Annotated in this window: 25 protein-coding genes; 14 read left to right on the top strand and 11 right to left on the bottom strand. The window is 60.8% G+C overall.

The window, feature by feature from the left end; genetic code table 11:
- The first annotated feature begins 93 nt into the window (after positions 1 to 93).
- The 4 genes from coxB to AC0IXS_RS14385 all read left to right on the top strand — a co-directional run bounded on the left by coxB (position 94) and on the right by AC0IXS_RS14385 (position 4503).
- Positions 94 to 1215: a cytochrome c oxidase subunit II gene (coxB, locus tag AC0IXS_RS14400; protein WP_191957355.1), complete on the top strand. Its 1122-nt coding sequence runs from the start codon at positions 94 to 96 to the stop codon at positions 1213 to 1215.
- A gap of 217 nt (positions 1216 to 1432) precedes the next feature.
- On the top strand, positions 1433 to 3025 hold the full coding sequence (ctaD, locus tag AC0IXS_RS14395; RefSeq protein ID WP_137202761.1) for a cytochrome c oxidase subunit I: 1593 nt from the start codon (positions 1433 to 1435) through the stop codon (positions 3023 to 3025).
- Positions 3026 to 3032: 7 nt separating this feature from the next.
- A complete protein-coding gene (locus AC0IXS_RS14390) occupies positions 3033 to 3611 on the top strand; it encodes a cytochrome c oxidase assembly protein (RefSeq protein WP_191953882.1) in 579 nt (192 codons plus the stop codon).
- Position 3612: 1 nt separating this feature from the next.
- The gene (locus AC0IXS_RS14385; protein WP_122667963.1) at positions 3613 to 4503 is read left to right on the top strand and encodes a cytochrome c oxidase subunit 3; all 891 of its coding nucleotides are present in this window, start codon (positions 3613 to 3615) and stop codon (positions 4501 to 4503) included.
- Between the two features lie 124 nt (positions 4504 to 4627).
- On the opposite strand, the gene AC0IXS_RS14380 is transcribed toward AC0IXS_RS14385, so the two are convergent.
- Positions 4628 to 4822, bottom strand: coding sequence for a twin transmembrane helix small protein (locus AC0IXS_RS14380; protein WP_057409883.1), 195 nt, complete (start codon positions 4820 to 4822; stop codon positions 4628 to 4630).
- A gap of 74 nt (positions 4823 to 4896) precedes the next feature.
- On the opposite strand from AC0IXS_RS14380, the gene AC0IXS_RS14375 reads away from it, so the two are divergent.
- The 5 genes from AC0IXS_RS14375 to AC0IXS_RS14355 are packed head-to-tail and all read left to right on the top strand — an operon-like array spanning position 4897 to position 8792.
- Positions 4897 to 5646: an SURF1 family protein gene (locus AC0IXS_RS14375; protein ID WP_057409884.1), complete on the top strand. Its 750-nt coding sequence runs from the start codon at positions 4897 to 4899 to the stop codon at positions 5644 to 5646.
- Complete coding sequence (locus AC0IXS_RS14370; RefSeq protein WP_057409885.1) at positions 5612 to 6196, top strand: hypothetical protein; 585 nt, start codon at positions 5612 to 5614, stop codon at positions 6194 to 6196. Before AC0IXS_RS14375 ends, AC0IXS_RS14370 begins: the two co-directional genes overlap by 35 nt.
- Before the next feature lie 12 nt (positions 6197 to 6208).
- Positions 6209 to 7267 carry a COX15/CtaA family protein gene (locus AC0IXS_RS14365; protein WP_471824945.1) on the top strand — a complete coding sequence of 353 codons (1059 nt, stop codon included), beginning with the start codon at positions 6209 to 6211 and terminating at the stop codon, positions 7265 to 7267.
- Positions 7264 to 8163, top strand: coding sequence for a heme o synthase (gene cyoE, locus AC0IXS_RS14360; protein ID WP_137202765.1), 900 nt, complete (start codon positions 7264 to 7266; stop codon positions 8161 to 8163). The genes AC0IXS_RS14365 and cyoE overlap by 4 nt, the downstream gene beginning before the upstream one ends.
- Positions 8160 to 8792, top strand: coding sequence for an SCO family protein (locus AC0IXS_RS14355; RefSeq protein WP_004882524.1), 633 nt, complete (start codon positions 8160 to 8162; stop codon positions 8790 to 8792). The genes cyoE and AC0IXS_RS14355 overlap by 4 nt, the downstream gene beginning before the upstream one ends.
- 306 nt (positions 8793 to 9098) lie before the next feature.
- On the opposite strand, the gene AC0IXS_RS14350 is transcribed toward AC0IXS_RS14355, so the two are convergent.
- The 3 genes from AC0IXS_RS14350 to AC0IXS_RS14340 are packed head-to-tail and all read right to left on the bottom strand — an operon-like array spanning position 9099 to position 11606.
- Positions 9099 to 9872, bottom strand: coding sequence for a MetQ/NlpA family ABC transporter substrate-binding protein (locus tag AC0IXS_RS14350; RefSeq protein WP_004882525.1), 774 nt, complete (start codon positions 9870 to 9872; stop codon positions 9099 to 9101).
- Positions 9873 to 9924: 52 nt separating this feature from the next.
- Positions 9925 to 10599 (bottom strand): methionine ABC transporter permease, encoded by a 675-nt coding sequence (locus AC0IXS_RS14345; protein WP_004882526.1) that lies wholly within the window; start codon positions 10597 to 10599, stop codon positions 9925 to 9927.
- Entirely contained in the window at positions 10599 to 11606 is a 1008-nt protein-coding gene (locus AC0IXS_RS14340) for a methionine ABC transporter ATP-binding protein (protein ID WP_471824942.1), read from the bottom strand. Before AC0IXS_RS14340 ends, AC0IXS_RS14345 begins: the two co-directional genes overlap by 1 nt.
- A gap of 310 nt (positions 11607 to 11916) precedes the next feature.
- Here AC0IXS_RS14340 and katE point away from each other — a divergent pair, with 310 nt between their 5' ends.
- Positions 11917 to 14064, top strand: coding sequence for a catalase HPII (gene katE / locus AC0IXS_RS14335; protein ID WP_471824940.1), 2148 nt, complete (start codon positions 11917 to 11919; stop codon positions 14062 to 14064).
- Between the two features lie 246 nt (positions 14065 to 14310).
- On the opposite strand, the gene AC0IXS_RS14330 is transcribed toward katE, so the two are convergent.
- From AC0IXS_RS14330 to AC0IXS_RS14315, 4 genes are read right to left on the bottom strand one after another with little or no spacing between them, the layout of a single operon-like run.
- Positions 14311 to 15027 (bottom strand): PA5502 family lipoprotein, encoded by a 717-nt coding sequence (locus AC0IXS_RS14330; protein WP_029243062.1) that lies wholly within the window; start codon positions 15025 to 15027, stop codon positions 14311 to 14313.
- Between the two features lie 38 nt (positions 15028 to 15065).
- Entirely contained in the window at positions 15066 to 15854 is a 789-nt protein-coding gene (znuB, locus tag AC0IXS_RS14325; RefSeq protein WP_004882531.1) for a zinc ABC transporter permease subunit ZnuB, read from the bottom strand.
- Positions 15847 to 16644 (bottom strand): zinc ABC transporter ATP-binding protein ZnuC, encoded by a 798-nt coding sequence (gene znuC / locus AC0IXS_RS14320; protein ID WP_449122085.1) that lies wholly within the window; start codon positions 16642 to 16644, stop codon positions 15847 to 15849. The genes znuB and znuC overlap by 8 nt, the downstream gene beginning before the upstream one ends.
- Positions 16644 to 17126: a Fur family transcriptional regulator gene (locus AC0IXS_RS14315; RefSeq protein WP_057408094.1), complete on the bottom strand. Its 483-nt coding sequence runs from the start codon at positions 17124 to 17126 to the stop codon at positions 16644 to 16646. The genes znuC and AC0IXS_RS14315 overlap by 1 nt, the downstream gene beginning before the upstream one ends.
- Positions 17127 to 17193: 67 nt before the next feature.
- Here AC0IXS_RS14315 and znuA point away from each other — a divergent pair, with 67 nt between their 5' ends.
- Positions 17194 to 18138, top strand: a complete 945-nt coding sequence (znuA, locus tag AC0IXS_RS14310; protein WP_122667959.1) for a zinc ABC transporter substrate-binding protein ZnuA — start codon at positions 17194 to 17196, stop codon at positions 18136 to 18138.
- A 231-nt stretch (positions 18139 to 18369) separates the two neighbouring features.
- Here znuA and AC0IXS_RS14305 read toward each other — a convergent pair whose 3' ends face one another.
- Positions 18370 to 19320 carry a homoserine kinase gene (locus tag AC0IXS_RS14305; RefSeq protein WP_122690918.1) on the bottom strand — a complete coding sequence of 317 codons (951 nt, stop codon included), beginning with the start codon at positions 19318 to 19320 and terminating at the stop codon, positions 18370 to 18372.
- Between the two features lie 34 nt (positions 19321 to 19354).
- A complete protein-coding gene (locus tag AC0IXS_RS14300) occupies positions 19355 to 19642 on the bottom strand; it encodes a DUF2782 domain-containing protein (protein ID WP_004887635.1) in 288 nt (95 codons plus the stop codon).
- Positions 19643 to 19716: 74 nt separating this feature from the next.
- Between AC0IXS_RS14300 and polA the strand changes: the two genes are divergently transcribed.
- On the top strand, positions 19717 to 22482 hold the full coding sequence (gene polA, locus AC0IXS_RS14295) for a DNA polymerase I (protein WP_057410156.1): 2766 nt from the start codon (positions 19717 to 19719) through the stop codon (positions 22480 to 22482).
- A 244-nt stretch (positions 22483 to 22726) separates the two neighbouring features.
- On the opposite strand, the gene yihA is transcribed toward polA, so the two are convergent.
- Positions 22727 to 23362, bottom strand: a complete 636-nt coding sequence (gene yihA, locus AC0IXS_RS14290) for a ribosome biogenesis GTP-binding protein YihA/YsxC (protein ID WP_004887638.1) — start codon at positions 23360 to 23362, stop codon at positions 22727 to 22729.
- Positions 23363 to 23714: 352 nt separating this feature from the next.
- On the opposite strand from yihA, the gene AC0IXS_RS14285 reads away from it, so the two are divergent.
- Together AC0IXS_RS14285 and AC0IXS_RS14280 are read left to right on the top strand one after the other, a co-directional pair.
- The gene (locus AC0IXS_RS14285; protein ID WP_057410157.1) at positions 23715 to 24329 is read left to right on the top strand and encodes a c-type cytochrome; all 615 of its coding nucleotides are present in this window, start codon (positions 23715 to 23717) and stop codon (positions 24327 to 24329) included.
- Between the two features lie 164 nt (positions 24330 to 24493).
- Positions 24494 to 25141 (top strand): thiol:disulfide interchange protein DsbA/DsbL, encoded by a 648-nt coding sequence (locus tag AC0IXS_RS14280; protein WP_025996459.1) that lies wholly within the window; start codon positions 24494 to 24496, stop codon positions 25139 to 25141.
- The last annotated feature ends 2 nt before the right edge of the window (positions 25142 to 25143 follow it).

The raw sequence follows: 25143 nt of genomic DNA, 5'->3' as shown, positions 1-25143 counted from the left end.
TTGTGGCCTCTGGTCACGGTCCTGCAGTCGGTAGCCCACTGCCTTGCCCGCGGCGTGATCCGCGTAGAACAAGAGTGTGTGGGGGAACCCGAAATGCGGCATCCAAGGGTCTGGATGGGCCTGCTGCTGTGGTCAGCGTTCGAGCAGACACATGCAGACTGGACGACCAATATGTCACCCGGCGCGTCGGTGGTCAGCGGAGCCGTTTTCGATCTGCACATGACCATCTTCTGGATCTGCGTGGTGATCGGCGTGGTGGTGTTTGGCGCCATGCTCTGGTCGATAGTTGCGCATCGTCGCTCCGCAGGCCAGAAGGCTGCGCATTTCCATGAAAACACCACGGTCGAGATCCTCTGGACTGTCGTCCCGTTCCTGATACTGGTCGCCATGGCCATCCCGGCCACCCGCACACTGATCAGCATGTACGACGCCAGCGAGTCGGACGTCGATATCCAGATCACCGGTTATCAATGGAAATGGCACTACAAGTACCTGGGACAGGACGTCGAGTTCTTCAGCAACCTCGCCACCACCACTCATCAGATCCACAACCGTGACGACAAGGGCGAGCACTACCTGCTGGAAGTGGATCAGCCTCTGGTGCTGCCCGTCGGCGAGAAGATCCGCTTTCTGGTCACTGGAGCCGACGTGATCCACTCCTGGTGGGTGCCAGCGTTTGCGGTCAAGCGTGACGCGGTCCCAGGGTTCATTCACGAAGCCTGGACGCGGATCGAGAAGCCCGGCATCTACCGAGGCCAATGCACCGAACTGTGCGGCAAGGACCACGGCTTCATGCCCATCGTGGTCGATGCCCGCTCGCCCGCCGATTATGAAAACTGGCTGGCCGGGCGCAAGCAGGAGGCCGCGAGGCTCAAGGAGCTGACCAGCAAGGACTGGACCCGCGAAGAGCTCATCGCCCAAGGCGACAAGGTCTATCACACCGTTTGCGTGGCCTGTCATCAGCCTGAAGGGCAAGGCCTGCCGCCGATGTTCCCGGCTCTCAAGGGCTCGAAGATCGCTACCGGCCCGATTGCCGATCACTTGAACATCGTCGTCAACGGCAAGCCGGGCACAGCCATGGCGGCGTTCGGCAAACAGCTGTCAGAGGTGGATATCGCCGCCGTCGTGACCTACGAACGCAACGCCTGGGGCAACAACAAGGGCGACATGGTCACGCCCAGGGAAGTGCTGACGCTCAAGCAGGTGCAGCCATGAATGGGGTGCCGTTTCGCAGCGAAGGAGACCGTGGGAGGCGCCACCACGTCTTCGACGTAGCGCTCTCGCACAGCAAAAACGGGACTGTGGGAGGCGGCTTGCCGGCGATGAACGATGACGCGATTTTTCTGATACACCGCATTGATTTCATCGCCGGCAAGCCGCCTCCCACAAGAGCAGTGTCCGCTCAGCACATTTTTTGCCTCGGGAGACCGACATGAGTGCAGTGATTGACGACCATGGCCACGCTGGCCATGAGCATGCCCAAGGTCCTGCCAAGGGCCTGATGCGCTGGGTGCTGACCACCAATCACAAGGACATCGGCACGATGTACCTGTGGTTCAGTTTCACCATGTTCCTGCTGGGCGGTTCGTTCGCCATGGTGATTCGCGCCGAGCTGTTCCAGCCGGGTCTGCAGATCGTCGAGCCGGAGTTTTTCAACCAGATGACGACCATGCATGGCCTGATCATGGTCTTCGGCGCCGTGATGCCTGCTTTCGTCGGACTGGCCAACTGGATGATTCCCTTGATGATCGGCGCGCCGGACATGGCGCTGCCGCGCATGAACAACTTCAGCTTCTGGCTGCTGCCTGCGGCATTCCTGCTGTTGGTTTCAACCCTGTTCATGCCCGGCGGCGGACCCAATTTCGGCTGGACCTTCTATGCCCCGCTGTCCACGACCTATGCACCCGAAAGCGTGACCTTCTTCATTTTTGCCATTCATATGATGGGTATCAGTTCCATCATGGGGGCGATCAATGTGATCGCGACCATTCTCAACCTGCGCGCGCCCGGCATGACGCTGATGAAAATGCCGTTGTTCGTCTGGACCTGGCTGATCACCGCCTTTCTGTTGATCGCCGTGATGCCGGTGCTGGCCGGGTGCGTGACCATGATGCTGATGGACATTCACTTCGGCACCAGCTTCTTCAATGCGGCAGGCGGCGGTGATCCGGTGCTGTTCCAGCACGTGTTCTGGTTCTTCGGTCATCCCGAGGTGTACATCATGATCCTGCCTGCCTTCGGTGCCGTCAGTTCGATCATTCCTGCGTTCTCGCGCAAACCGCTCTTCGGCTACACCTCGATGGTCTATGCGGTTGCGGCCATTGCGTTTCTGTCCTTCATCGTCTGGGCGCATCACATGTTCGTGGTCGGCGTACCGTTGGTGGGCGAGCTGTTCTTCATGTACGCCACCATGCTGATCGCCGTGCCGACCGGCGTGAAGGTGTTCAACTGGGTCAGCACCATGTGGAAAGGGTCGCTGACGTTTGAAGCGCCGATGCTGTTTGCCGTGGCGTTCGTGATTCTGTTCAGCATCGGCGGGTTTTCCGGGCTGATGCTGTCGATTGCGCCTGCGGATTTTCAGTATCAGGACACTTACTTCGTGGTGGCGCACTTTCATTACGTGCTCGTGCCCGGAGCGATCTTCGGGATCTTTGCATCGGCGTATTACTGGCTGCCGAAGTGGACCGGGCACATGTACGACGAAACCCTGGCCAAGCTGCATTTCTGGCTGTCTTTCGTGGGCATGAACCTGGCGTTCTTCCCCATGCATTTCGTCGGCCTGGCCGGCATGCCGCGCCGGATTCCGGATTACAACCTGCAGTTCGCCAATTTCAACATGCTCTCGTCGGTTGGCGCCTTCACCTTTGGCGCAACCCAGCTACTGTTTCTGTTTATCGTGATCAAAACCATCCGGGGCGGCGCACCGGCACCGGCCAAACCCTGGGACGGTGCCGAGGGGCTGGAGTGGAGCCTGCCCTCGCCTGCGCCGTATCACACCTTCAGTACACCGCCGGACGTGAAGTGAGTTGCGCATGAATCAGACATTGCCTCTCAAACGACTCACCACCCGCCTGCTGCTGATGGCTTTGGTCATGTTCGCCTTCGGCTTCGCGCTGGTGCCGCTTTACGACGTGATGTGCAAGGCCTTCGGCATCAATGGCAAAACCGGCGATCAGTATCAGGGCACGCAAATTATCGATGAAACACGTCAGGTGAAAGTGCAGTTCCTGTCATCCAATTCGGCTGGCATGGTCTGGGCGTTCTATCCCCGGACGGACCAGATAGAGGTTCATCCGGGTGCGGTCAACGAGATGATATTCGTGGCGCAGAACCCGACCGACCAACCGATGAAAGCCCAGGCCGTACCCAGTATCTCGCCGGGTCAGGCCGCGGCCTATTTTCACAAGACCGAGTGCTTCTGTTTCACCCAACAAGTGCTGCAACCGGGTGAGCGTATCGAGATGCCGGTGCGTTTCATCGTCGATCGCGACCTGCCCGCAGAGGTGAAGAACCTTACGCTGGCCTACACGCTGTTCGACATCACCGAGCGCCGCACGCCCGCTGTGCCAGTGGCCAAAAGGCTCGAAAGAGCGGTGGTCAAAGGAGACTGAGATGGCAACGCCCCACGAGCATTACTACGTTCCGGCCCAGAGCAAATGGCCGATCATTGCCACCGTGGCGCTGTTGATCACGATGTTCGGGCTGGGTACTTGGTTCAACGACATGAAAGCCGAGCGGCCCGATTCCAATGGTCCGTTGATCTTCTTCATCGGCGCGCTACTGGTGGCGTACATGATGTACGGATGGTTCAGCGCAGTGGTGAAGGAAAGTCGGGCAGGTCTGTACAGCGCGCAGATGGACCGCTCGTTTCGCTGGGGCATGGCCTGGTTTATCTTCTCCGAGGTGAGCTTCTTTCTGGCGTTCTTCTTCGTACTGTTTTACGTGCGCATCTGGGTCGGGCCGTGGCTGGGCGGCGAAGGGGCGAACGGGATCTCGAACATGCTCTGGCCGAACTTCCAATACACGTGGCCGATGCTCGATACGCCGGACCCGAAACTCTATCCGGCACCCAGCGGCATTGTTGATCCGTGGAAACTGCCGTTGCTCAACACCGTGCTGCTGGTCAGCTCCAGCGTGACGATCACGTTCGCCCATCATGCCCTGAAGAAAGGACACCGCTCCGCGCTGAAGCGCTGGCTGGCGCTGACCATCCTGCTGGGCTGTACCTTTCTGTTCTTTCAGGTCGAAGAGTACATCCATGCCTATCAGGAACTGGGTCTGAAACTGGGATCCGGCATCTACGGCGCGACCTTCTTTCTGCTGACCGGGTTTCACGGCGCCCACGTCACGATGGGCACGCTCATTCTGTTGGTGATGCTGATCCGCATTCTGCGCGGGCATTTCGACGCCGAGCATCAATTCGGCTTCGAAGCGGCGAGCTGGTACTGGCATTTCGTGGACGTGGTGTGGGTCGGGCTGTTTGTGTTCGTGTACGTGATTTAGAGGGCCTTCCGATTGTGTACGCGGCTGGCTCTGATCGTTCCCACGCTCCGCTTGGGAACGCCTCTCAGGACGCTCTGCGTCCGCTTTGTGACGCAGAGCATGCAAAGCATGGACACGATCATCATCAGGGTGACGGCAGTTGCCCGCTGTAGAACCCCCAGGTGATCAGAATCAGGGTCAGCCCGGCGAGGATGACGCGCAACGCCAGAACCTTGAGCAGACGGGTCGAGTGATCGTCGTCGTTGACCAGAAAGAACAGGCCGCTGAACAGGCTGGCCACCGTGGCAGCCAGCATTAGAACAATCGCTGCTTTGAGCATGAGAGGACTCCAGGAGCAATCGCGATGATGCATTGGAGTATAGGTCCGGCCATCATGCCGGACCGGAGGCTGTGATGAAGCGCTTCGCACCGGGAGTGTGGCCGACGCTGATCGTGTTGCTCCTGCTGCCGGTTCTGATCTCTCTGGGATTCTGGCAACTGGAACGGGGCGAACAGAAGCGCTTGATGCTCAGCCAGTACAACGAGCGCCGCGCCGCGGTCCCCGTCAGCATCGGCGAGTTGTTGTACGCCGAGGTCCCCGCCTGGCGTCGTGTGCACATTCGTGGCCACTTCGATTCAGCCCATAGCGTTTTGCTGGACAACAGCATTCGCGACGGCCGTGCGGGCGTCGAGCTGCTCCAGCCCTTCATGGATCACGCCAGCGGGCTCTGGCTACTGGTCAATCGCGGCTGGCTGCCCTGGAAGGACCGACGCGCGAGGCCGGTCGTCAATACGCCCAATAACGTGCAGGAGCTGGACGCGTGGGTCTACGTGCCCGCCCGTGCGCCCTTTCAGCTTGAACCTGATGCGCCACAAGGCTCCTGGCCAAGGCTGGTAAACGCAGTTTTTGCCGACCAGCTGTGGAGCGAACTGGGACGTGAAGGTTATCCCCATGAACTGAGGCTTGAACCGGGACCGGTGGCCTACCGGGTCGACTGGCCGGTGGTAGCGATCAGCCCTGAAAAGCATGTGGGCTATGCGGTGCACTGGTTTGCGCTGTCCACCGCGCTGCTGTGCCTTTATCTGTACCGAGGCCGGGTGCTCGGTCGAACCGCGCAGGAGGACAAGCATGGGAACCGCCATGAACCCCATCGACATGCCTGATGCAAGGCGTCGGCGCAAAGGACGTCTGCAATTGCTGTTGGTGGTGCTGATCGCCTTTGCGCCCATGATTCTGGCCACGTGCATGTACGTCTTCGGGTTCTGGGTGCCCGAGAGCCGCAGTTATCACGGTTACCTGATCGGCAATGGCCAGAGCCGTATGGATCTGGGTATCTCGGCCGGGGAGCGACGCTGGCAACTGCTGGTCAGCACGCCCGGTCGCTGCGAGACGACGTGTCAGCAGCTGGTGTATCTGGCGCGGCAGGTGCAGATCGGGCTGGGGCGGGACGCGGCTCGTGCCAGCCATGCGCTGGCCGGTGCTCAGCCGCTCGACGCTGACTACGCTGCGAAGCTGAACCGGGAATACCCGCGCCTGCTGCGTTATCCACTGGACCTGTCGCGCTACCGCACGCTCGCGCCCGACCTGCAGACGCCTTACCTGTGGATCATCGATCCGCACGGCAATCTGGTGCTGCGCTACGACGCAAACGTCAACGGCAAGGACCTGCTCGAAGACCTGCGCCGCCTGCTGAAACTCTCGAACATCGGCTGAAGGGAGATGGTCATGACCCGCCCCGGATTTCGTCTTGCGTTAATGGCTACCGTCCTTGCGCTGGTGGTCGTGATGCTCGGCGCCTACACGCGCCTGACTCACGCGGGGCTGGGCTGTCCCGACTGGCCGGGCTGCTACGGCTTCATCGGCGTGCCCGGCACCGAGCGGCAGCTTGAGCATGCGCAGCTGAATTTTCCGGATACGCCCGTGGAGGCGGACAAAGGCTGGAGCGAGATGACCCATCGTTATTTCGCGGGCGGCCTGACGCTGCTCATCCTGCTGCTGGCGGCGCAGGCCTGGAGGCATCGGCATCTGGCGGGGCATCCGTTCAAGCTCGCGGCGGGACTGCTGGGCATCGTGGCCGCGCAGGCAGCGTTCGGCATGTGGACCGTTACGCTGCAGCTCTGGCCGCCCGTGGTCGCGGTTCATCTACTGGGTGGCGTCGCAACCTTGAGCCTGTCGTTCCTGCTGAGCCTGCGCCTGAGCGGCGTCCGCCCTGCTCTGCAACGAATACCTGCGCGCCTGCGGATGCTGGCAGTGCTCGGGCTTATCCTCCTGGCCTTGCAGATCGCGCTGGGTGGCTGGGTGAGCGCCAATTACGCGGCGATGGCCTGCACGGATCTGCCCACGTGTCAGGGGCGCTGGTGGCCGGAGGCAGACTTCAGCAATGCGTTTCATCTGACCCAGCACATCGGCCCGAATTATCAGGGTGGCCATCTCGACAGTGAGGCGCGTACGGCCATCCACCTCACGCACCGGATGGGCGCGGTGCTTGTCTCGCTGACCCTGCTTGCGCTGGCCTGGCAGCTCAGGCGTGTCGGTCTCAACAGGCTGGCGGTGCTGCTGGTGTCGGCGCTCGGTGTGCAACTTCTGTTCGGGCTGGGCAACGTGCTGTTGCACTTGCCGTTGGTCCTTGCGGTGGCACACAGTGCGGGCGGCGCGGTTCTGATGCTGTGCGTGACCTTGATCAACTATCGCGTCGCAGGGCCGTGGCCAGTGCCGCGTATCGAAAACGGCGCACTGGCAAGCATCGCCCGTGCGAGCCTGACATCGAGAGATGCCTTGAAATGACTTCACTGACCCGCCAGCGTTCGCTGTACAGCCTGTGGCAGGACTACCTTGAGCTGACCAAGCCCAAGGTGGTCCTGCTGATGCTGATCACGTCCATGATCGGCATGTTTCTGGCGACTGACACGGCGGTGTCATGGATAACGCTGATCGTCGGCAATCTGGGCATCGGTCTGTGCGCGGCGGGTGCGGCTGTGGTGAATCATGTGCTGGACCGGCGCATCGACGCGCAGATGGCGCGCACTCATCATCGGCCGATTGCTCAGGGACGCGTCCCGCCTGTCGCGGCGCTGAGCTTTGCGCTGTTGCTGGCGCTGTCGGGTCAGGCGTTGCTGTTCATCTTCATCAACGCCCTGACCGCCTGGCTGACACTGGCATCGCTGCTCGGTTACGCGGTGATCTACACCGGCTTTCTCAAGCGTGCCACGCCGCAGAACATCGTCATCGGCGGGCTGGCCGGGGCTGCGCCGCCATTGCTGGGCTGGGTGGCGGTGACCGGGGAGGTCAGCGCCGAGCCGTTGCTGTTGGTGCTGATCATCTTTGCCTGGACGCCGCCGCACTTCTGGGCGCTGGCCATCCATCGCAAGGCCGAGTACGCCCGCGTCGAGATCCCGATGCTGCCGGTGACCCACGGCGAGCACTACACCAAGCTGCATATCGTGCTGTACACCTGCATCCTGCTGGCGGTCAGTCTGCTGCCGTACGTGATTCACATGAGCGGCCTGCTTTATCTGCTTTGCGCGCTGGCGCTGGGGTTGCGCTTCCTGCGATGGAGCTGGGTGCTGTACCGTGGCACTCGACCGCACGCCGCGATCGACACGTTCAAGTACTCTGTGTGGTACCTGTTCCTGCTGTTCATCGCGCTGCTCGCCGATCATTACCTACTGTTGATGCCATGACCCGAACCCAGAAAACCGTCTTCATCCTTGTCGCTGTCGTTGCCCTGATCATGGGCCTGACCATCAACCGCGTGCTGTCCGGCAAAGGCCCGGGAGACCAGACGGCATTGATCGACGCAGGCGTCATCCTGCTGCCGCAAAGCCGCAGCCTGCCTTCGTTGAGCATGAATGATCAGAACGGCGCACCGGTGGCCGTGGACGAGCTGAAGGGTAAATGGACGCTGGTGTTCTTCGGCTACACCTATTGCCCAGACATCTGCCCCACCACGCTGGCGCAGCTACGTGACATCAGAACGAAGCTGCCTCAGGAAGCCGTGGACAACATGCGCGTTGTGCTGGTCAGCGTCGACCCCAACCGCGACACGCCGCAGCAGCTCAAGCAGTACCTGGGCTACTTCGACCCGCGCTACATCGGCCTGACTGCGCCTGTGGCGGACATCCAGAAACTGGCCAGCGCACTGAGTATTCCGTTCATTCCGGCAGACACCAGCAAGCCGGGTTACACCGTCGATCACAGCGGCAACCTGGCCCTGATCGGTCCGGACGGCAGACAACGCGGCTTCATCCGCTCGCCACTGAACGCGCAGAAGCTGGTGGCGCAGTTACCGGTGTTGCTGGAAAGGGATTGAGGCGTAGCTGGAAGCGCACGGATCGACAGATTGTTCCCACGTTCCTGCGCTCATCGTTATGCACGTCATGCGCCCGGCTCACTGAATCTGCAACCTGTGCCATTTGTGACGCAGAGTGTCACGGGCTGCATGCCAACGCGGAGCATGGGCACGATCAGTGTCGGATCAGGCTTGATCGTTCCCACGCTCCAGCGTGGTAACGCCGCTCAGGACGCTCCGCGTCCGCTCTGGAGTGTGACGCAGAGTGTCACAGGCTGCATGCCAACGCGGAGCGTTGGCACGATCAGGCAGTTAGCGGTCAGGGATTCAGAACGCCGGAACCACTGCGCCTTTGTACTTCTCGGCCAGGAAGGTTTTGACTTCCGGGCTGGTCAGCGCAGCGGCCAGTTTCTTCATCGCGTCCGAGTCCTTGTTGTCCGGGCGGGCAACCAGAATGTTGGCGTAAGGCGACTCTGCACCTTCGATGATCAGCGCGTCCTTGGTCGGATCAAGCTTGGCGCTCAGCGCGTAGTTGGTGTTGATCAGCGCCAGATCGACCTGGGTCAGCACGCGTGGCAGCGTGGCGGCTTCCAGTTCGCGGAATTTCAGGTCTTTCGGGTTGTTCACCACATCCGAAGGCTTGGACAGAATGCTGGTCGGGTCCTTCAGAGTGATCAGACCGGCCTTGGCCAACAGCAACAGCGCACGACCTTCGTTGGTGGCATCGTTGGGCAGCGCGACGTTGGCACCGTTTGGCAGCTCATCCAGCTTCTTGAATTTGTCCGAGTAGGCACCGAAGGGCTCGACGTGAACCTTGGTCACGGCGACCAGATCGGTGCCCTTGCCCTTGTTGAACTCATCCAGATACGGCTGGTGCTGGAAGAAGTTGGCGTCCATGCGCTTCTGCGACACCTGCACGTTCGGCTGGATATAGTCGTTGAAGACCTTGATGTTCAGGTCCACGCCTTCTTTGGCCAGGGTCGGTTTGACGAACTCCAGGATCTCGGCGTGGGGCACGGCCGAGGCTGCGACCGTCAGGGTTTCGTTGGCCTGTGCGGACAGTGCGGTTACGGCGGCAAATACGGCCAATAGCTTTTTCATGCAACAACTCCTTTGAGGCCCGCCTGTGGCAGGCCGATGCCAACTGATTCGATCAACGATGTGTGAAGTGCGCGACCAGTCTGTCGCCGACGGTTTGCAGAATCTGCACCAGCACCAGCAACAATACGACCGTCACGAACATCACATCGTTCTGAAAACGTTGGTATCCATAACGAATGGCCAGATCGCCCAGCCCGCCTGCACCCACAGCACCCGCCATGGCGGTGAAGGACACCAGTGCAATGGCGGTGACGGTAATCGCTGCGAAGATGCCAGGCCGCGCCTCGGGCAGCAGCGCCTTGAGAATGATCTGCCGGGTGGTGGCGCCCATGGCCTGTGTGGCTTCGATGATGCCGCGGTCGACTTCACGCAGGGCGGTTTCCACCAGACGTGCAAAGAACGGCGTGGCGCCGGCAATCAGCGGCGGCAGCGTACCCAGAATGCCCAGCGATGTGCCGGTGATGATCTCGGTCAGCGGCATCATGACGATCAGCAGAATAATGAACGGCAAGGCACGCAGCATGTTCACGATCAGCCCGACCGTGGCGTACAGCTGTTTGTGTTCCAGCAGTTGGCGTGGCGAGGTCAGGAACATCAGCACGCCCAGCGGCAGGCCGAGCAGGATGGTGAAGCCCAGCGACACACTGAGCATGATCAGCGTATCGCCGGTGGCGACCCAGATTTCATACCAGTCGACGTTGGAGAACAGGTTCAGAAAGGCGTCCATCAGCGCAGCACCTCCATGTGGACATCAGCGGCGGTGAAGCGCGCGAATGCAGCGTCCATGTCGCCGCCGGTAATGGCCAGCGTCAGTTGCCCGTAAGGTGTGTCCTTGATGCGGTCGATGCGACCGGCCAGGATGCTGTAATCGACGCCGGTTTCCCGCGCCACGGTGCCCAGCAGCGGCGCGTAGGTCGCATCGCCCTGAAAGGTCAGGCGCACGATACGGCCCTGAACGTGGGCGAAGTCGTCGCGTTGTTCGTTCTCATCGATCTGTTCGTCTTCCTGCACGAAGCGCTTGGTGGTCGGGTGCTGCGGATGCAGAAACACATCGGCCACCTTGCCCTGCTCGACGATCACGCCGGCGTCCATGACGGCGACCTGATCGCAGACGCGACGAATCACGTCCATCTCGTGGGTAATCAGCACGATGGTCAGCTTCAGCTCACGATTGATCTCGGCCAGCAGTTGCAGGACCGACGCAGTGGTCTGCGGGTCCAGTGCGCTGGTGGCTTCGTCGCACAGCAGAATCTTCGGCTTGGTGGCCAGGGCGCGGGCAATGCCGACGCGCTGCTTCTGGCCGCCTGACAACTGCGCCGGGTATTTTTTCGCGTGATCGGACAGTCCAACCCGCTCCAGCAACTCGGCGACGCGCTGGTCGATGTGGTTGCGCGACATGTCGCCTGCCAGGGTCAGCGGCATGGCGACGTTGTCGGCCACGGTCTTGGAGGCCAGCAGGTTGAAGTGCTGGAAGATCATTCCGACCTGCTGACGAAAACGACGCAGGCCATTGGCGTCCAGCGCAGTGACGTCTTCACCGTCAACCACGATCTGTCCGCCGCTGGGCGTTTCCAAGCGGTTGATCAGGCGCAGCAGCGTGCTTTTGCCAGCACCGGAATGACCGATCAGGCCGAACACCTGGCCGTCTTCGACGCGCAGGCTGGTGGGGTGCAGGGCCGGAATTTCCTTGCCTGCCACCCGATAGGTTTTGTGGACGTTATGAAACTCGATCACGGAGCGAACCTTGTGGGGGCGCGTTAAAAAATCAGCGCAGCGGGCGGTGCCTGCTTGCTTCGTTACCTCGGCCGGATTGAGCCGGGCGCGCATTTTAGCCTGTCCGGCCCGCTGTGCTTAGCATTTATTTGCAGGGCGACCTGCCGGACGGACATAACGTGACCGCTGGCGCCAATGATCAAAAAATAAACGGAACGGCTGTTTTTCAACCCGGTCACTTCTTGGATACCGTGATTTCCGGCGAACGCCCAGGGAGTCGTAATCAGCGAACCCAACTCCATGATTGGGTCGAAAATGAGGAGTTTTTCTGATGTCTGATGAGAAAACACCGGTGACCGAAACGTCCAAGAGCGAATTGGCCGGCACCGACACACTGGATCGTGGCAACACCAACGCCAAGCTGGACAGCCTCGAGCAGTTCCGTTCCGACGCCACTCAACAGGCGCTGCGCACCAATCAGGGTGTGAAGATTGCCGACAACCAGAACACCCTCAAAGTAGGCAGTCGTGGCCCATCACTGCTCGAAGATTTCATCATGCGTGAAAAGATCACGCACTTTGACCATGAGCGCATCCCGGAGCGTATCGTCCACGCCCGCGGTACTGCTGCGCATGGCTATTTCCAGACGTATGAAAACCATGGCGCACTGAGCAAGGCAGGTTTCCTGCGTGATCCGGGCCACAAGACCCCGGTGTTCGTGCGTTTCTCCACCGTCCAGGGTCCACGCGGCTCGGGCGATACCGTGCGTGACGTGCGCGGCTTTGCGGTCAAGTTCTACACCGAAGAAGGCAACTTCGACCTGGTTGGCAACAACATGCCGATCTTCTTCATTCAGGACGCCATCAAGTTCCCCGACTTCGTGCATGCCGTGAAGCCCGAGCCGCACAACGAAATTCCTACCGGCGGGTCGGCTCACGACACGTTCTGGGACTTCGTTTCGCTGGTGCCGGAATCCGCGCACATGGTGCTCTGGACCATGTCTGACCGTGCCATTCCGAAAAGCCTGCGCACCATGCAGGGCTTCGGCATTCACACGTTCCGCATGATCAACACCGAAGGCAAATCCAGCTTCGTGAAATTCCACTGGAAGCCGAAGTACGGCGTCTGCTCGCTGGTCTGGGATGAAGCCCAGAAGCTGGCCGGTAAAGACACCGACTTCCACCGCCGCGACCTGTGGGAATCCATCGAGATGGGCGACTATCCCGAGTGGGAACTGGGCGTACAGATCGTGTCCGAAGAAGACGAGCACAAGTTCGACTTCGACCTGCTGGACCCGACCAAGATCATTCCCGAGGAACTGGTGCCGGTCACGCCGCTGGGCAAGATGGTGCTCAACCGCAACCCGGACAACTACTTTGCCGAGACCGAGCAGGTCGCGTTCTGTCCCGGCCACGTGGTGCCGGGTATCGATTTCTCCAATGACCCGCTGCTGCAGGGTCGTCTGTTCTCCTACACCGACACGCAAATCAGCCGTCTGGGTGGGCCGAACTTCCACGAGATCCCGATCAACCGTCCTGTTTCGCCTAACCACAACGGCCAGCGTGACGCGCAGCATCGCACCACCATCGACAAGGGCCGCGCTTCCTACGAGCCGAACTCGATCGATGGCGGCTGGCCGAAAGAAACTCCAGCGGCAGCCGTCGATGGCGGTTTCGAGACCTATCCCGAGCGCGTCGAAGCGCACAAGGTGCGTGAGCGTAGCGAATCGTTCGGCGATCACTTCTCCCAGGCCACACTGTTCTTCAACAGCATGAGCCACCACGAGAAAGAGCACATCATCGCGGCCTACAGCTTCGAGTTGGGCAAGGTCGAGCGCGAGTACATCCGTGCCCGTCAGGTCAACGAGATTCTGGCCAACATTGATCTGGAACTGGCTGGCCGTGTTGCAGCGAACCTCGGTTTGCCAGCGCCGACCGCGCGTACGGTTCCAGCGAGCAAGGCGTCCGTGAAACCGTCCCCTGCGCTGAGCCAGGACAATCTGCTGTCTGGCGATATCGCTTCGCGCAAGGTGGCGATTCTGGTTGCCAACGGTGTTGATGGGAAAGCAGTCGATGCCATGAAAGCTGCACTGGAAGCCAAAGGCGCCCATGCCAAGGTACTCGGCCCGACCTCTGCTCCGGTCAAGACAGCCGATGGCAAGAGCTTGCCGGTCGATGCTTCAGCCGAAGGCCTGCCATCGGTAGCGTTCGACGCAGTGTTCGTACCGGGTGGTGCCGACTCTGTGAAAGCCTTGAGCACCGACGGTGTGGCGTTGCACTTCATCCTGGAAGCCTACAAGCACCTCAAGGCCATCTCGCTGTCCGGAGAAGCCAAAGAGTTGTTGAAGCTGCTGCATCTGGATGAAGACACCGGCCTGCTGTGCGTATCGGATAGCGCTTCGTTTGAAGCGTTCTTTGACGCCATTGCACAGCACCGTGTCTGGGCGCGTGAGCCGAAAGCCAAGGCTGTTCCGGCTTGAGGATCCAGCCCGTCCAGGTATGCCTTGACGACCGATGATCATTCCCACGCTCTGCGTGGGAATGCCTCTTGGGAAGCTCTGCGTCCGCGCTTGCGTGACGCAGAGCGTCACGGCTGCATGTCCACTCAGAGACCTATGATCGTTCCTACGCTCTGCGTGGGAATGCCTCTTGGGGCGCTCCGCGTCCGCTCTTGAATGTGACGCAGAGCGTCATGGGCACGATCGGATTCCGGTAGGGAAGCTCGATCAGGACCTGGCGGGCGTCAGCACGATGTAGGCCTGTTCCTTGCGATTGATCTGGCGGCTCATGTCCAGTTCGAAATCCGGATTGATCTTCACCACGCGCTTGGTCAACAGCGTCGCCAACCACGGGTAATCGTCGGTGCGCGGCACGACCAGCAGCACATCACAATTGAACGCCACGGTATCTGCCGCAATGTCATCCAGTTGCCGACGCAGTTTCGGCATGTCGCCGATCTTCAGGTCGATGGTGGTGCTCATGGCCGATGGATCAATCAGTTTCGCCACGCGGCGCGCTTCGGCTTCGCGCAACTCAGCCTCTGCCTTTTCCAGCTCAGCCTTGCGGGCATGCGCGATAGCGCCGTTCACGCCGCTGGTGAGCGCCGGTGCCTTGGGCATCAGCGCACGGGCACGGCTCAGGGCGTTGGCGGCAGCGTTCATGTCACCTTTCTGCAGGCCGATCTGGCTGCGGCTCAGGTAGGCCTCGGCCAGCCGACGCTGGAAGGCTTCAAGACGAATATCGGTGGGCGCCGCTGCCTGCAAGGCAGCGAGCTGATCTTCAGCCGTCGCCAGCTCATTGCTGGTGATGCTCTGATCGAGCTGTGCGAACCCGCTCGGCTGAGCTTCGGCCACAGGCGTCTCGACAGTGGGCGCACTCTGACAGGCACCCAGCAGGATGGAAAAGGCGATCAGCAGCAGATGGCGTGGGGCGAGCGGCTTCATTCCTGCGATTCTCTAGTTTGCGCAAAAAACGAGCAAGTCTACACCGCTCGCTTGGGGAGAACAAAGCTGAGCAAGAACAACGCCGCAGCGGATACCACTATAGACGGTCCGGCCGGGGTGTCCTTGAACCACGATAACGATAGCCCAATACACACGGCCGTCACGCCCAGCACGCTCGCGCCGAGTGCCATCTGCTCCGGCGAGCGAGCGTGACGTTGTGCCGCAGCTGCCGGAATGATCAGCAGCGATGTAATCAGCAGCACACCGACGATTTTCATCGCCACGGCGATCACTACGGCGATCAACAGCATCAGCGCCATACGCAGTGCCGCCACGGGAAGGCCCTCGACCTTCGCCAGTTCCTCATGCACGGTCACGGCCAGCAAAGGCCGCCACAGCGCCACGATCATCACCAGCACCAGGGCGCTGCCACCCAGAATCCAGGCCAGATCGGTCGGGCTGATCGCCAGCAGGTCGCCGAACAGATACGCCATCAGGTCGATGCGCACTTCATGCATGAAGCTGAGCACCACCAGCCCGAGCGACAGGGTACTGGGCGCGAGTATGCCCAGCAGGGTGTCCGACGCCAGTGGCTGGCGCTGCTGCAGCGTGACCAGCAACACCGCCAGCAGCAGGCAACCGCAGGTCACCGCGATGGTCGGGCTGACATCCAGCAGAAAGCCCAGGGCCACGCCCAGCAGAGCCGCATGAGAAAGGGTGTCGCCAAAATACGCCATGCGCCGCCAGACCACGAATGACCCCAGCGGGCCAGCAACCACGGCCAGAGCAACGCCTGCGAGCAAGGCATACAGTAGAAAATCAGCCATGCTTGCAGCTGTCTCCGTGAACATGAGTGTGGGAATGCGGCGTAGCGTTCGAGGCATCGCTCACGACTTCGCCATGCAGATCATGGGCGTGGTCGTGATGGTGGTGATAGATCGCCAGACTCTGCGCGTTCTTGCCGAACAGCTCGACGAACGCCGGGTCATGGCTGACCTGTTCGGGATGACCGGAGCAGCAGACGTGGCGGTTCAGGCACACCACCTGATCCGTGGTGCTCATCACCAGATGCAGATCGTGGGACACCATCAGCACGCCGCACTTATGGCGGTCGCGCAAACGAGTGATCAGGCTGTACAGCTCGGCCTGCCCGGCCACATCGACGCCTTGCACCGGCTCGTCGAGCACCAGCAGTTCCGGTTCGCGCAATAGGGCACGCGCCAGCAGAACACGCTGCATCTCGCCGCCGGAAATTCCCTGAAGCGGACTGTCGATCACCTTTTCGGCGCCGACTTCCTCCAGCGCGGTCATTGCAGCGGCCCGGTCCACGCCGGGCACCAGACGCAAGAAGCGCAGCACGGACAGCGGCAGGGTCTGATCGACATGCAGCTTCTGCGGCATGTAGCCGATGCGCAGCTTATGCTTGCGCCACACAGTGCCCGAGTCAGGCTTGAGCAAACCCAGCACAGCACGCACCAACGTGGTCTTGCCTGCGCCGTTGGGGCCGATCAGGGTCACGATCTCGCCGGGTTTTACGCTCAGCTGAATGTTATCCAGCACGTTTTGCCCGGACAGCGTGACGGCCACCTGTTCCAGGCGAATCAGCGCATCACTCATCAGGCAGCCTTGCAACCAGCGCAGATGCCGACGATTTCGACGGTCTGACCTTCGACCTCGAAACCGACCTCGACCGCAGCGTTGACCACGGCATTGCTGATGGCCGGGTGCTGCAACTCGATAGCCGCATGACACTCGCGGCAGATCAGGAACTGGCCCTGATGAGCGTGGGTCGGGTGGTTGCAGCCGGTGAAGGCGTTAAGGGAAGCGATGCGATGGACCAGGCCGTTTTCCAAAAGGAAATCCAGGGCGCGGTAGACCGTTGGCGGCGCAGCGCGACGGCCATCTTCTTCGCTCAGGACCGCAAGGATGTCGTAGGCACCCAGCGGCTTGTGACTTTGCCAGACCAGTTCCAGCACGCGGCGGCGCAACGCGGTCAGTCGCAGGCCTTGTCTGGCGCACAGCGCGTCGGCTTCGGCGAGGGCCGAATGCACGCAATGGGAGTGATCATGGGGGCGACTAGCCAGGGGAGTATTGGGCATGAGCAGCGACGATATTTGCCAGAGACGTTATTATGTTACCTGTTCCCGCCCGATATGAGTGTTTTACGTGCGCCGTTTTCTTAACCTTTGCGTCATTTTGTGGGCCAGTCTGTTGGCCGTCTCTTCCGCCCAGGCCGAGGTCAGGGTGCTGACCAGCATCAAGCCGCTGCAGCTGATTGCCGCAGCTGTGCAGGATGGCGTTGGTACGCCTGAGGTGTTGCTGCCGCCGGGTGCGTCGCCGCATAACTATGCGCTGCGGCCATCCGACGTACGGCGCGTCAGGGACGTGCAGTTGCTCTACTGGATCGGTCCCGGCATGGAAACGTTCCTGCCGCGAGTGCTTCAAGGGCGCAGCCAGCCTTCGGTCGCGGTAGAGAAGCTGCCCGGCATGCACCTGCGCCACTTCGGCGCGGACAATGCCTCGCACGATGATCATGATCACGACGACCACGCGCATGGTGCGGATGAGCACGACCACGATCACATGCCCGGCAGTCTGGACTCGCACCTGTGGCTTTCGACTGTCAACGCGCGGGTGATCGCCGCGAAGATGGCGTCGGACCTTGGCGCCGCGGACCCGGCCAACGCAGCGCGTTACACACGCAATGCCGAGGCATTTGCCAAGCGGCTGGATACGCTGGACAGCCGCATCAAGACTCAGATGAGCGCGGTCACGGGCAAGCCGTTTTTCGTGTTCCACGAAGCGTTTGATTACTTCGAAGAGGCGTATGGCCTCAAGCACACCGGTGTATTCGCCATCGCTGCCGAAATCCAGCCCGGCGCCCAGCACGTGGCAGCGATGCGTGAGCGTTTGAAAGAGGCCGGCAAGACCTGCGTGTTCAGCGAACCCCCGCTGCGACCACGTCTCGCGGAAACCCTGAGCGCAGGCCTGCCGGTCAAACTGGCCGAGCTGGACGCGCTGGGCGGCTACACGCCAGCGACCGCTCAGGGTTACGAGCAGGTCGTGCAGAAACTGGCGGACGATCTGAGTGGGTGTCTGTCGGGGATTTAAACCCGGTGAGTCGTGCCCACGCTCCGCGCTCGGCGTTCTACACAAGTCCGCCTCGACACTGATCGTGCCCATCGCTCTGCGTGGGCATGCATCCCGTGACGCTCCGCGTCACATTCGAGGGCGGACGCGGAGCGTCCTGGGAGGCATTCCCACGCAGAGCGTAGGAACGATCATCATAGCCAGATGACTTGTGCATAACGTGAGCGCAGAGCATGGGATCAATCATGGCGCCTATAGCGCAAACGGCAGCGGTATGTGCGTTTCCTGACGTTGTGCAAGGCGCTGTTCGAATTCTGCGGGGTCGTGAATCAGTACGTCCTGTCCGGCAAAGGTCTCTGCCGCAATCAAACGTGACAGCCAGAAACGCACGCAGCCAACGCGCAGCATGGTTGACCAGAGTTTGGCTTCAGCCGCATTGAACGGCCGCAGGGCGGCGTAGGCGCCCAGCATGGCACGGGCGCGGACCGGGTCGATCTGGCCGTCCTCGCGCGAGCACCAGTCGTTCAGCGCAATGGCCAGGTCATACAGCATCGGCCCCGAACAGGCATTGTAGAAATCGATCAGCCCGGTCAGGTGCGTGCCTTCGAACAACACGTTGTCGCGGAACATGTCGGCGTGCAGGTTGGCCCGAGGCAGCGCCAGAATCTGTGGCTTGAGGTCTTCGATTTCCTGCAGCGACTTGTCCAGCAATGCGTTCTGCGCATCACCCAGATGCGACAGAAAATTGCGACCTTCGCTCAGCATCCAGTCCAGACCGCGATCGGTCTTGCGCTCCAGTATATGGTCGCGTGTCGCCAGATGCAGGTTGGCCAGCAGCTCACCGATCTGTGCGCAGTGCTGCGTATTCGGCTGGCTGATGTGTTTGCCAGGCAGGCGCGGCTGCAAGAGCGCCGGTTTGCCCGCCAGCTCGCGCAGCGCCTCGCCGTCGGTGGTGCGCAAGGCGTAGGGCACCGGCAGATCGGCGTCGTGCAGCACGTCCAGCAGCTCGATAAAGAACGGCATCTCCTGCACCGGACCGCGTTCGACCAGCGTCAGAACGAACTCGCCCTGCTCCATGCTGATGAAGTAGTTGGTGTTTTCGCTACCGGCGGCAATGCCTTGAAAGTCGCGCAGACGGCCGAGCCCATAGGGGGCGAGGAATGTTTCCAGCTCGGGCCGAGCCAGTGGGGTAAAGACGGACATATCAGGACTGCCAGCAATAAGTGAATTTAGGGTGTTACCAGCTGAATATTTCCCACTGCGGGATCAGCATGTCCGGTTGGTCCGAACGAATGAAATTGGGGCTCGTCCCATCGGCGCGCACCAGAAAGTAGGGTTTGCCATGCTTGGGCGTGATCTTCACCGCATACAGGAAGCCGTTCTGGCGGTACTCCTGAATGGTCTTGTCACCGTCGGTGCGGATCGTGACGTCCGGAGCCGCCGAGGGCGAATCTTCAGCGCCGATTGCGACCAAAGGACAGATTACCAACAAGCCGGTCAACAACAGTCGATTTGCCTTGCGCATGATAACCTTGCCCCTTTGTCGTCAATGGTCCTCGCATTCTAGCGCCGGACCCGCCGAAAAGGTTGATTCTGCTCATGAGCCAAGCACCCCTCGTCCTGGTGGACGGTTCTTCTTATCTCTACCGTGCCTTCCACGCACTGCCTCCACTGGCCACGTCCAAAGGGTTGCCGACCGGCGCCGTCAAAGGCGTGCTGAACATGCTCAAGAGCCTGCGCCGGCAATACCCGGAAAGCCCGTTTGCAGTGGTGTTCGATGCCAAGGGCGGCACTTTTCGCGACACGCTGTACGCCGAATACAAGGCCAATCGTCCCAGCATGCCGGACGACCTGCGCGTGCAGGTCGATCTGCTGCACGCCTGTGTCAAAGGCCTGGGCTACCCGCTGCTGTGCGTCGACGGCGTAGAGGCGGACGACGTGATCGGCACCCTGGCCCGCAGCAGCGCGGCAGCCGATCGTCCGGTGATCATCTCCACCGGCGACAAGGACATGGCGCAACTGGTCGATGGCCATATTACGCTGGTCAACACCATGACCGGCAGCGTGCTGGACATCGCTGGCGTCAAAGAGAAATTCGGCGTCGGTCCTGAACACATCATCGATTACCTCGCGCTGATGGGCGACAAGGTCGACAACATTCCGGGCGTTCCCGGCGTGGGCGAAAAAACGGCCGTTGGTCTGCTGGTCGGCGTCGGCGGTGGTTTGAAAGAACTGTATGGCAATCTTGAAGCAGTGGCAGGCCTGCCGATTCGTGGTGCCAAGACGCTGGCGGCCAAGCTCGAAGAACATCGCGACATGGCGTTCCTGTCCTATGAACTGGCGACCATCAAGATCGATGTGCCGCTGGACATCGAACTGGACCAGTTGCATTGCGGCGAACCGGACCGCGATGCGCTGATGGAGTTGTACGCCGAGCTCGAATTCAAGAGCTGGATCGAAGACCTGCAACGCGATGCCAAGCGTGCCGGACAGGAACTGTCGGTCGAAGAAGCGCCTGTGGTGACCAAGGAGGCCGCGTACGAGGTGATCCTCGAGCAGGCGCAATTCGACGCCTGGCTGAAGAAGCTTCAGGCTGCGCCGCTGTTCGCTATCGTTACCCAGAGCAACGGCACCGACGCGCAGCGCGCACAGCTGGTCGGCCTGTCGTTTGCCATCCAGACCCACGAAGCGGCTTACATTCCGCTGACCCACTCCTACATGGGCGTGCCGCAGCAACTGGATCGCGACACCGTGCTCAAGGCTCTCAAGCCGCTGCTTGAAGACCCGGACAAGATCAAGGTCGGCCAGCACGCCAAGTTCGCCATCAACCTGCTCGCCAACTGTGCGCTGGGTGGCGATCAGAGCCAGGGCATTGACCTGCAGGGCGTCAAATTCGACACGATCCTGGAGTCCTATGTGCTGGACTCCACGGCCACTCGTCACGACCGCGACAGTCTGGTGGCCAAGTACCTGACGCACACGCCGATCAACTTCCAGGACATCGCCGGCAAAGGCGCCAAACAGCTGACCTTCGATCAGATTGCCCTGGAACAGGCTTATCCCTATGCCGCAGAGGAAGCTGACCTGACCCTGCGCCTGCACGAAGTCTTCGAAGCCCGACTGGCAGCCATTCCGACCCTGCAACCGGTGCTGAACGACATCGAGATGCCACTGGTGCCGGTGCTGGCGCGTATCGAACGCCAGGGCGCGTTTGTCGACGCCAACCTGCTGGGTATTCAGAGCGTGGAACTGGGTGACAAGATGACCGCGCTGGAGCGCGAAGCCTTTGCCATCGCCGGGGAAGAGTTCAACCTGGGCTCGCCCAAGCAACTGGGCGTGATCCTTTACGAAAAGCTCGGCATGCCGATCCTCAGCAAGACTGCGACTGGTCAGCCTTCCACGGCTGAAGCCGTTCTGGCCGAGCTGGCCGAGCAGGATTTCCCGCTGCCCAAGGTGCTGATGCAGTACCGCTCCATGAGCAAGCTCAAGAGCACCTACACCGACCGCCTGCCCGAGCAGATCAACCCGCGCACCGGCCGGATTCACACCTCCTACCATCAGGCCGTGGCGGTGACCGGGCGTCTGTCGTCCAGTGATCCAAACCTGCAGAACATTCCGATCCGCACCGCTGAAGGCCGTCGCATCCGTCAGGCGTTCGTGGCGCCGAAAGGCTACAAGCTGCTGGCGGCCGACTATTCGCAGATCGAACTGAGGATCATGGCGCATCTGGCGCAGGACGAAGGCTTGTTGCACGCCTTCCGCAACGATCTGGATGTGCACCGTGCGACGGCTGCGGAAGTCTTTGGCGTCGAGCTGGAAAACGTCACCACCGACATGCGCCGCAGCGCCAAGGCGATCAACTTCGGCCTGATCTACGGCATGAGCGCCTTTGGCCTGGCCAAGCAGATCGGCGTGGACCGCAAGCAGTCGCAGGCTTACGTGGATCGCTACTTCGCCCGCTACCCCGGCGTGCTCGATTACATGGAGCGCACGCGGGCTCAGGCGGCTGAACAGGGCTTCGTCGAGACAATTTTCGGGCGTCGCCTGTACCTGCCGGACATCAATGCCAAGAACCAGTCGCTGCGCAAGGGCGCGGAACGCATGGCGATCAACGCGCCCATGCAAGGCACCGCTGCCGACATCATCAAGAAGGCGATGGTGGCCGTGAACGGCTGGCTGGATGAGTCCGGTCTGGACGCGCGGGTCATCCTCCAGGTGCACGACGAACTGGTACTGGAAGTACGCGAAGATCTGGTCGATCAGATCAGCGAGCAGATCCGCCCGCACATGAGCGGCGCGGCTGAACTGGCGGTTCCGCTGCTGGTGGAAGTCGGTGTGGGCAACAACTGGGACGAGGCGCACTGACGGCATAATGGCGAACTTGTCATCAAGTTCGTCAAATGCTGTAGGAAATGTGAACTTTTCTTCATTGCTGGAACTTAACCATCCAGGCAGGAGTCAGACGTCGCGATTGGTTGAAAAGCTAATCGCGCTCCTATGTTGTGTTAAGTGTTGGCAGATATCCGGACCCCACCCTAAGGTCTGGACCTTGAACCCCGGAACTTCCCCCTCCCCATTCGAAGTCCGGGGTTTTTTTTGCCCGCTGTTTTTATTCGGCGGGTGCCTTGTCTTCCAGTTCCATCCAGTCGGCCAGCACGGTGTAGGCTTCTTCCAGGCCCATGCGTTTGGGCGCCGAGAACAGCTGAATGGTGACGGCTTCGCCCCAGCCCTTGCGGATTTCCGACTGGACCTTGAGCAGCGTGTTCTTGGCTGCGCCGTAGGTCAGTTTGTCGGCCTTGGTCAGCAGAATGTGCATCGGCATGTTGCTTGCCACTGCCCAGTCCAGCATCAGCAGGTCGAAGTCGGTCATTGGATGACGGATGTCCATCATCAGGATCAGACCCTTCAGGCTTTCGCGGCTGCCCAGATAGGCTTCCAGGTGGCGCTGCCAGTGCTGCTTGAGCGGAATAGGCACTTTGGCATAGCCGTAACCCGGCAGGTCGACCAGGCGGCGATCCTCGTCCAGGCCGAAGAAGTTCAGCAACTGGGTACGGCCCGGCGTCTTGGAGGTGCGCGCCAGGCTGGCGTGGGTCAGGGTGTTCAGTGCGCTGGACTTGCCCGCGTTGGAACGACCGGCGAACGCGACTTCAAAACCCTCGTCGTCGGGGCATTGGTCGACCTTGGCGGCGCTGAGCATGAAGGTGGCCTGTTGGCACAGACCGAGGATGGGGTTCTTGAGTTGCATGTGATTTCCGGTGAAGGCCCTGCCTGCAAGGCAAGCGGCAAGGGGTGTCGTTTCCGTTTGGGTAGCGCGAGTATATAATGCCGCAAATTTTGTGTGTGCTTTCGTCTCCCGGTGGGAGCGTGCACAGTTAAGCGAAATCAATATGCGCATTAGAACGCAGTCCGCTTTCAACCTGAAAGGTTTTTGCTGAGTCATCGGGCTTCAGGGCAGTTGTCACAGGGTCAAAGGCGATGCCGCTGCGCTGTGTGGAACGTGCAAGGACAGCAGTGGCCAGGATTTGCCGACTATCCTTCTGGATACGCAAGTCACGGGCTACCCGACTTTTCACCCCCTTGGCTGATCGGATGACCTGATGAACAAACTATTCGTGAGTCTGCTGCTGGCGCTGGGCATCTGCGCCGCTTCCAAGGCTGCCGACCCGGTGGGCGACGCGTCCGCCGGGCAGGCAAAAATCACTGTATGCGGCGCCTGTCACGGCCCTGACGGCAACAGTCTTGCGCCCAACTTCCCCAAACTGGCGGGCCAGGGTGAGCGCTACCTGCTCAAGCAACTGCGCGAGATCAAGGACGGCAAGCGTGTGGTCGTGGAAATGACCGGCATGCTGAACACTCTCACCGATCAGGACCTTGCGGACATCTCCGCTTACTACGCTCGTCAGAAAGGCAGTGTCGGCGCTGCGTCCCCGGATCTGGTGGCGCAGGGCGAAGCTTTGTTTCGAGGCGGAAGGCTGGATCAGGGCCTGCCCGCCTGCACCGGCTGTCACTCGCCAGATGGCAGCGGCAATATCCAGGCAGGTTTTCCTCATCTTGGCGGCCAGCATGCCGATTACATCAAGAAGCAGCTGACAGCATTTCGTGAGGGTGACCGGACCAATGATGGCGATACCCAGGTCATGCGTGCCATTGCTGCCAAACTGAGCACCCGGGACATTGAAGCGCTGGCGCACTATATTCAGGGCTTGCACTGAGCGGCCGTGCTTGTCGGGGTGACTTGATTCACGCCGTCTGCAAAAAGGGCCACTACGGCTGCCCTTTTTTGTGGTCGCCAGCGTTACACTAACGAACTCAGGCTTTCGCGTTCGGTCGAAAAGACCGTCGCTTGAAGGCGATTCAATCTGCCCAGGAGTAAAGCATGCGTAATCTGATCATCAGCGCCGCACTGGTTGCCGCCAGTCTGTTCGGTATGTCCGCTCAAGCTGCCGAGCCTGCTCAGGCAGGCAAGCCGCAATACGTCGAGCTGAGCAGCGCTGTGCCTGTCGCAGTACCAGGCAAGATCGAAGTCGTGGAGCTGTTCTGGTATGGCTGCCCGCATTGCTACGCGTTCGAGCCGACCATCAACCCGTGGGTTGAAAAACTGCCGTCCGACGTGAACTTCGTCCGTATTCCTGCCATGTTTGGTGGTCCATGGGATGCCCACGGTCAACTGTTCATCACCCTCGATACCATGGGTGTCGAACACAAGGTTCACGCGGCTGTATTTGATGCGATCCAGAAGGGCGGCAAGCGTCTGACAGATCCCAAGGACATGGCTGACTTCGTCGCGACTCAAGGCATCGACAAGGACAAGTTTCTCGAAACCTTCAACTCGTTTGCTGTGAAGGGCAAGATCGCCAAATACAAGGAACTGGCCAAGAAGTACGAAGTAACCGGCGTTCCAACCATGATCGTGAACGGCAAGTACCGCTTTGACCTCGGTTCTGCCGGTGGTCCGGAAGCCACTCTGCAGGTGGCCGACCAGTTGATCGCCAAAGAGCGGGCGGCCAACCAGGCGGCGAAGTAAGC

The sequence above is a fragment of the Pseudomonas sp. AC016 genome, from assembly GCF_979253365.1.
The sequence above is the reverse complement of the archived record's forward strand: the minus strand, read 5'-3'. Positions and strand labels throughout refer to the sequence as shown.

What these genes read in the sequence shown, in the direction of transcription:
- yihA (WP_004887638.1), bottom strand. Translation starts at nt 23,362, where the DNA reads ATGCAACTCAAGAACCCCATCCTCGGTCTGTGCCAACAGGCCACCTTC.
- AC0IXS_RS14365 (WP_471824945.1), top strand. Translation starts at nt 6,209, where the DNA reads ATGACCCGCCCCGGATTTCGTCTTGCGTTAATGGCTACCGTCCTTGCG.
- AC0IXS_RS14380 (WP_057409883.1), bottom strand. Translation starts at nt 4,822, where the DNA reads ATGCTCAAAGCAGCGATTGTTCTAATGCTGGCTGCCACGGTGGCCAGC.
- AC0IXS_RS14375 (WP_057409884.1), top strand. Translation starts at nt 4,897, where the DNA reads ATGAAGCGCTTCGCACCGGGAGTGTGGCCGACGCTGATCGTGTTGCTC.
- AC0IXS_RS14385 (WP_122667963.1), top strand. Translation starts at nt 3,613, where the DNA reads ATGGCAACGCCCCACGAGCATTACTACGTTCCGGCCCAGAGCAAATGG.
- znuC (WP_449122085.1), bottom strand. Translation starts at nt 16,644, where the DNA reads ATGAGTGATGCGCTGATTCGCCTGGAACAGGTGGCCGTCACGCTGTCC.
- coxB (WP_191957355.1), top strand. Translation starts at nt 94, where the DNA reads ATGCGGCATCCAAGGGTCTGGATGGGCCTGCTGCTGTGGTCAGCGTTC.
- polA (WP_057410156.1), top strand. Translation starts at nt 19,717, where the DNA reads ATGAGCCAAGCACCCCTCGTCCTGGTGGACGGTTCTTCTTATCTCTAC.
- AC0IXS_RS14300 (WP_004887635.1), bottom strand. Translation starts at nt 19,642, where the DNA reads ATGCGCAAGGCAAATCGACTGTTGTTGACCGGCTTGTTGGTAATCTGT.
- AC0IXS_RS14370 (WP_057409885.1), top strand. Translation starts at nt 5,612, where the DNA reads ATGGGAACCGCCATGAACCCCATCGACATGCCTGATGCAAGGCGTCGG.
- AC0IXS_RS14390 (WP_191953882.1), top strand. Translation starts at nt 3,033, where the DNA reads ATGAATCAGACATTGCCTCTCAAACGACTCACCACCCGCCTGCTGCTG.
- katE (WP_471824940.1), top strand. Translation starts at nt 11,917, where the DNA reads ATGTCTGATGAGAAAACACCGGTGACCGAAACGTCCAAGAGCGAATTG.
- AC0IXS_RS14345 (WP_004882526.1), bottom strand. Translation starts at nt 10,599, where the DNA reads ATGGACGCCTTTCTGAACCTGTTCTCCAACGTCGACTGGTATGAAATC.
- AC0IXS_RS14355 (WP_004882524.1), top strand. Translation starts at nt 8,160, where the DNA reads ATGACCCGAACCCAGAAAACCGTCTTCATCCTTGTCGCTGTCGTTGCC.
- ctaD (WP_137202761.1), top strand. Translation starts at nt 1,433, where the DNA reads ATGAGTGCAGTGATTGACGACCATGGCCACGCTGGCCATGAGCATGCC.
- AC0IXS_RS14330 (WP_029243062.1), bottom strand. Translation starts at nt 15,027, where the DNA reads ATGAAGCCGCTCGCCCCACGCCATCTGCTGCTGATCGCCTTTTCCATC.
- cyoE (WP_137202765.1), top strand. Translation starts at nt 7,264, where the DNA reads ATGACTTCACTGACCCGCCAGCGTTCGCTGTACAGCCTGTGGCAGGAC.
- znuB (WP_004882531.1), bottom strand. Translation starts at nt 15,854, where the DNA reads ATGGCTGATTTTCTACTGTATGCCTTGCTCGCAGGCGTTGCTCTGGCC.
- AC0IXS_RS14315 (WP_057408094.1), bottom strand. Translation starts at nt 17,126, where the DNA reads ATGCCCAATACTCCCCTGGCTAGTCGCCCCCATGATCACTCCCATTGC.
- AC0IXS_RS14280 (WP_025996459.1), top strand. Translation starts at nt 24,494, where the DNA reads ATGCGTAATCTGATCATCAGCGCCGCACTGGTTGCCGCCAGTCTGTTC.
- AC0IXS_RS14350 (WP_004882525.1), bottom strand. Translation starts at nt 9,872, where the DNA reads ATGAAAAAGCTATTGGCCGTATTTGCCGCCGTAACCGCACTGTCCGCA.
- AC0IXS_RS14285 (WP_057410157.1), top strand. Translation starts at nt 23,715, where the DNA reads ATGAACAAACTATTCGTGAGTCTGCTGCTGGCGCTGGGCATCTGCGCC.
- AC0IXS_RS14305 (WP_122690918.1), bottom strand. Translation starts at nt 19,320, where the DNA reads ATGTCCGTCTTTACCCCACTGGCTCGGCCCGAGCTGGAAACATTCCTC.